This is a genomic window from Isoptericola sp. NPDC060257 (assembly GCF_042726645.1).
Taxonomy (GTDB): domain Bacteria; phylum Actinomycetota; class Actinomycetes; order Actinomycetales; family Cellulomonadaceae; genus Isoptericola; species Isoptericola nanjingensis.
The window spans coordinates 1-3,897 of the sequence record NZ_JBHXAW010000352.1; the positions used below are offsets into that span (position 1 = coordinate 1).

Genomic DNA, 3,897 nt, shown 5'->3' on the forward strand with positions numbered 1-3,897 from the left:
TCCGGCCGGATGCCGCGACAGATCGCTTGCCGGAAGGGCGGCGGGGTGGGGTCGGTGGACGTGCGCAGTGCGTCAGCCGGCGACGCGGACGACGAGGCGGCCGGTCGTGGTGCCGCCGGCGAGGCGCTGCACGGCGGCGGGGGCGTCCTCGAAGGGCACCTCGTCGGCGACCACGGGCCGCACGGCGCCCTCCGCGGCCAGGCGCGACAGCGCGTCGTGCGCCGCGTCGACCAGGTCGGGGCGGCGCTGCTGGTAGAGCGCCCAGTGCAGGCCGAGCACGTCATAGTTCTTCACGAGGGCGTGGTTCGCGCGCACCGGCGGGACGTCGCCGCTCGCGAATCCCACGACGACGACCCGCCCCTCGAAGGCGATGCAGCGCGTCGACTGCTCGAACGACGCGCCCCCGACCGGGTCGACGACCACGTCGGCGCCCGCGCCTCCCGTGAGCTCCTTGACCCGGGCGGCGAGGTCGCCGTCGCGCACGAGGACGTGGTGCGCACCCGCCGCCGTCGCGACGGCCGCCTTCGCCGGGCTCCCGACGACGCCGATCACCCGGGCCCCCGCCGCGACGCCGAGCTGCACCGCCGCGGTCCCGACGCCGCCGGCCGCGGCGTGCACCAGCAGGTGCTCCCCCGGCCGGATGCGCGCCTTGCGGTGCAGGGCGAACCACGCCGTCTGGTACGCGATCGTCAGCGCGGCCGCCTCGGCGTCGCCCAGGCCCTCGGGCGCCGGCCGCACGGCGGCGGCGGGCAGCGCCGCCAGCTCGGACAGCACGCCGATGGCGGAGCCGACCACGCGTGCGCCCGGCGCGATCCCGCGGTCGCCGGCCGTGACGCCCTCGCCGAGGGCGACCACGTCGCCGCACAGCTCGATGCCGGGCACGAACGGCGGCTCGGGCCGCACCTGGTACTCGCCGCGGGCCAGCAGGACGTCGGGGAAGTTCACCGCGACGGCGCGCACCCGCACGAGCACCTCCCCCGCCCCGGGCTCCGGCGCGGGCACCTCGTCGAGCCGCAGCACGTCCGCAGGTTCGCCCGGGCCGGTCACGCGCCAGGCGCGCATCGTCGCGGGACCGTCGGCGGCGGGGGTACGGGCGGGGGTCGTTCCGGGCAGCGTCGTCATCGTCGCTCTCGTCTCGTCGGTGTCGTGCCCGCCCGGTCGTCGGCGCCGCGGCGGGCCTGGTCAGTCCGCGGCGGTCCGGATCCCGCGCAGGAACAGCCCCGTGAGCTGCTCGGCCACCTCGGACTTCGTCTCGGGGCCCTCGGGCGAGTACCAGTGCGACAGGTAGTGCACGTCGCTGAAGAAGTGCGCCACCAGCAGCGGCCGCGGGACGTCGGTGCGGAAGACGCCCTCGTCCTGGCCGCGCCGCAGGAGCGCCGCGAACTCGTCGTGGTACTCGCGACGGCGCTGCGTGACCTCCTTGAGCCGCGGCTCGGTGAGCATGTGCATGCTGCGGAAGAAGACGGTGCCCTCCGGCAGGAAGTCGATCGAGGTCTCGACGACGTCCACGCACACGGTCCGCACGACGTCCTCGACCGGCCCGCCGGAGGCGACGATCTGGTCGAGGTGGGCCTTCTGCAGCGCCAGCATCCGGTCGTAGATGGCGAACAGCAGGTCGTCCTTGGACTGGAAGTAGTGGTACATGGCGCCCTTGGTGACGCCCGCGGCCTCGACGATCTGCTGCACGCTGGTGGTGGCGTACCCCTGCGTGGCGAACAGGTCCAGGGCGGCCGCGGTGACCCGGTCGGCGACGTTCGTGCTCTTCATGCCCCCATCCTTCACCCGACGGGCGCGATGCTCGCGCCGCCGTCGATCCGGAGCGTCTGGCCGGTCACCCACGCCGCGTCGTCCGAGAGCAGGAAGGCGACGGGCCCGGCGACGTCGTCGGGCACGCCCAGCCGCGCGAGGGGGTAGCGCTCTGCCACCTGCCCCTCGTGCCCCTCGTAGAGCGCGCGGGAGAACCGCGTCTTCACGACGGCCGGGGCGACGGCGTTGACCCGGAGCGCGGGCGCCAGCTCCTGGGCGAGCTGCTGGGTGAGGTTGATGAGGGCGGCCTTGGACGCGCCGTAGAAGGCGATGTTCGGGCTGGAGGACGTCCCGGAGATCGAGGCCACGTTCACGACCGACCGGCTCAGCCCGCCGGCGACGGCGTCGCGGGTCCACTCGAGCGCGGACACGACGTTCACCTCGAGGATCTTGCGTGCGACGCCCGGGTCCACCTCGAGCGCGGGCCCCCACGCCGGGTTGATGCCGGCGTTGTTGACGAGGTGGTCGAGGCGCCCGTGGCGCTCGGCGACGTGGGCGAGGACGGCGGCGCGGTGCGCGGGGTCGTCGACCCGGCCCGCCACGCCCGAGGCGCGCTCGGGCCCGAGGGCCGCGACGGCCTCGTCGAGCGCCTCCTGCTTGCGCCCGGTGACGACGACGGCGCAGCCCTCGTCCACGAGCCGCCGGGCGACGGCGAGCCCGATGCCACGGCTGCCGCCGGTGACCAGCGCGACCCTGTCCGTGAACCTGCCCGTGAACCTGTCGACCGACCCCACCATCGCCTCCTCGCGACGCTCCCGACCGACCGGCGTACCGTCCGGTCGGTTTGCGCGAGCACCGTACCACGGCCCGCCCGCGCCGCGCTGGCCGTCATCGCCGCCCTGGCCAGCACCGCGGGCGGTCGGGCAGCATGGCCCCATGACTGGCACGGACACAGGCAAGGACTTCGCACGACCGCTGCCCCCGGACCCGTACTCGCTGCTCCCCGTCCCGGCGACGTTCACGCTCAAGAGCTCGGACGTCACCGACGGCGAGCCGCTCGCCGTCGACTTCAGCGTCGACGGCGCCGACGTGTCGCCCCACCTCGCGTGGTCGGGCGCCCCCGCGGCGACGCGGTCGTTCGTGGTGAGCTGCTTCGACCCGGACGCCCCGACGCCGTCGGGCTACTGGCACTGGACCGCCGTCGACGTCCCCGCGGACGTCACCTCGCTGGAGCGCGGCGCGGGCGCCGTGGGCGGGGCGAGCCTCCCGGCCGGGGCGTTCCACGTGCCGAGCGACGGCGGACGGCTCGGCTTCGAGGGGGCCGGCCCCCCGCCCGGCGACCACCCGCACCGCTACGTCTTCGCGGTGCACGCCCTCGACGTCCCGTCGCTCGGCCTGTCCGAGGCGAACAGCCCGGTGCACGTCGCGTTCAACGTCTACTTCCACGTCCTCGCGCGCGCCACGCTCACGGCGACCTACCGCCGGTGAGCGGCGCGACGACGCCCGGGATGCCCGGGCTCCCCACCCTCGGCGACCTGACGTGGACGCCCGCGCTCGACCGTCCCGACCTGCTCGCGCCGCCCGTCGCCGACGCGCTGCGCGCCTGGGCCGCGCTGGACGACCGCGTCGGCGGGCTGGTCGCCGTCACGGAGATCGACCCGGACCACGCGGACACGGCCACGCTGAACGACCTGCACGGTCTGCCGCCCGAGGCCTCCGCCAACTGCGTGGTCGTGGCCGGGCGGCGCGGCGACGTCGAACGCATCGCCGCCTGCGTCGTCACCGCGGCCACGTTCGCCGACGTCAACACCCGCGTGCGCAAGCTGCTCGACGCGCGCAAGGCGTCGTTCCTGCCCATGGAGCGCGCGACCGACGAGTCGGGGATGGAGTACGGCGGCATCACCCCGGTGGGCCTGCCCGCCGGGTGGCGGGTGCTCGTGGACTCCCGGTTCGCCGCGCCGGGGGCGCTCGCACTGATGGGCTCCGGGGTGCGGCGGTCCAAGCTGCTCATGCCCGGCGAGCTCCTCTGCGCGATGCCCGGCGTCGAGGTCGTCGACGGGCTCGCCGTGTCCCGGTGACCGCCCGCTGACAGGCGTCTCGGAATCGCGGTGCGCCGGGGCGGCGTTGGTAGGATCGCCAGCTGCCCCGGCC

At 75.5% G+C, this 3,897-nt stretch carries 5 protein-coding genes; 2 read left to right on the plus strand and 3 right to left on the minus strand.

Annotation, left to right across the window (positions count from 1 at the left end; genetic code table 11):
• Positions 1-72 precede the first annotated feature (72 nt).
• The 3 genes from ACFWEK_RS19780 to ACFWEK_RS19790 are packed head-to-tail and all read right to left on the minus strand — an operon-like array spanning position 73 to position 2,540.
• Positions 73-1,122, minus strand: a complete 1,050-nt coding sequence (locus ACFWEK_RS19780) for an NADPH:quinone oxidoreductase family protein (protein ID WP_430546230.1) — start codon at positions 1,120-1,122, stop codon at positions 73-75.
• 60 nt (positions 1,123-1,182) lie between these two features.
• Complete coding sequence (locus ACFWEK_RS19785; protein ID WP_430555148.1) at positions 1,183-1,767, minus strand: TetR/AcrR family transcriptional regulator; 585 nt, start codon at positions 1,765-1,767, stop codon at positions 1,183-1,185.
• 11 nt (positions 1,768-1,778) lie between these two features.
• Entirely contained in the window at positions 1,779-2,540 is a 762-nt protein-coding gene (locus tag ACFWEK_RS19790) for an SDR family oxidoreductase (protein ID WP_430555149.1), read from the minus strand.
• A 142-nt stretch (positions 2,541-2,682) separates the two neighbouring features.
• Between ACFWEK_RS19790 and ACFWEK_RS19795 the strand changes: the two genes are divergently transcribed.
• Complete coding sequence (locus ACFWEK_RS19795) at positions 2,683-3,234, plus strand: YbhB/YbcL family Raf kinase inhibitor-like protein (RefSeq protein WP_430546233.1); 552 nt, start codon at positions 2,683-2,685, stop codon at positions 3,232-3,234.
• Positions 3,235-3,254: 20 nt separating this feature from the next.
• Entirely contained in the window at positions 3,255-3,824 is a 570-nt protein-coding gene (locus ACFWEK_RS19800; RefSeq protein WP_430546343.1) for a YbaK/EbsC family protein, read from the plus strand.
• The last annotated feature ends 73 nt before the right edge of the window (positions 3,825-3,897 follow it).

Coding starts and splice junctions, on each gene's coding strand:
- ACFWEK_RS19780 (WP_430546230.1), bottom strand. CDS start 1,122: ATGACGACGCTGCCCGGAACGACCCCCGCCCGTACCCCCGCCGCCGAC.
- ACFWEK_RS19795 (WP_430546233.1), top strand. CDS start 2,683: ATGACTGGCACGGACACAGGCAAGGACTTCGCACGACCGCTGCCCCCG.
- ACFWEK_RS19785 (WP_430555148.1), bottom strand. CDS start 1,767: ATGAAGAGCACGAACGTCGCCGACCGGGTCACCGCGGCCGCCCTGGAC.
- ACFWEK_RS19800 (WP_430546343.1), top strand. CDS start 3,255: ATGCCCGGGCTCCCCACCCTCGGCGACCTGACGTGGACGCCCGCGCTC.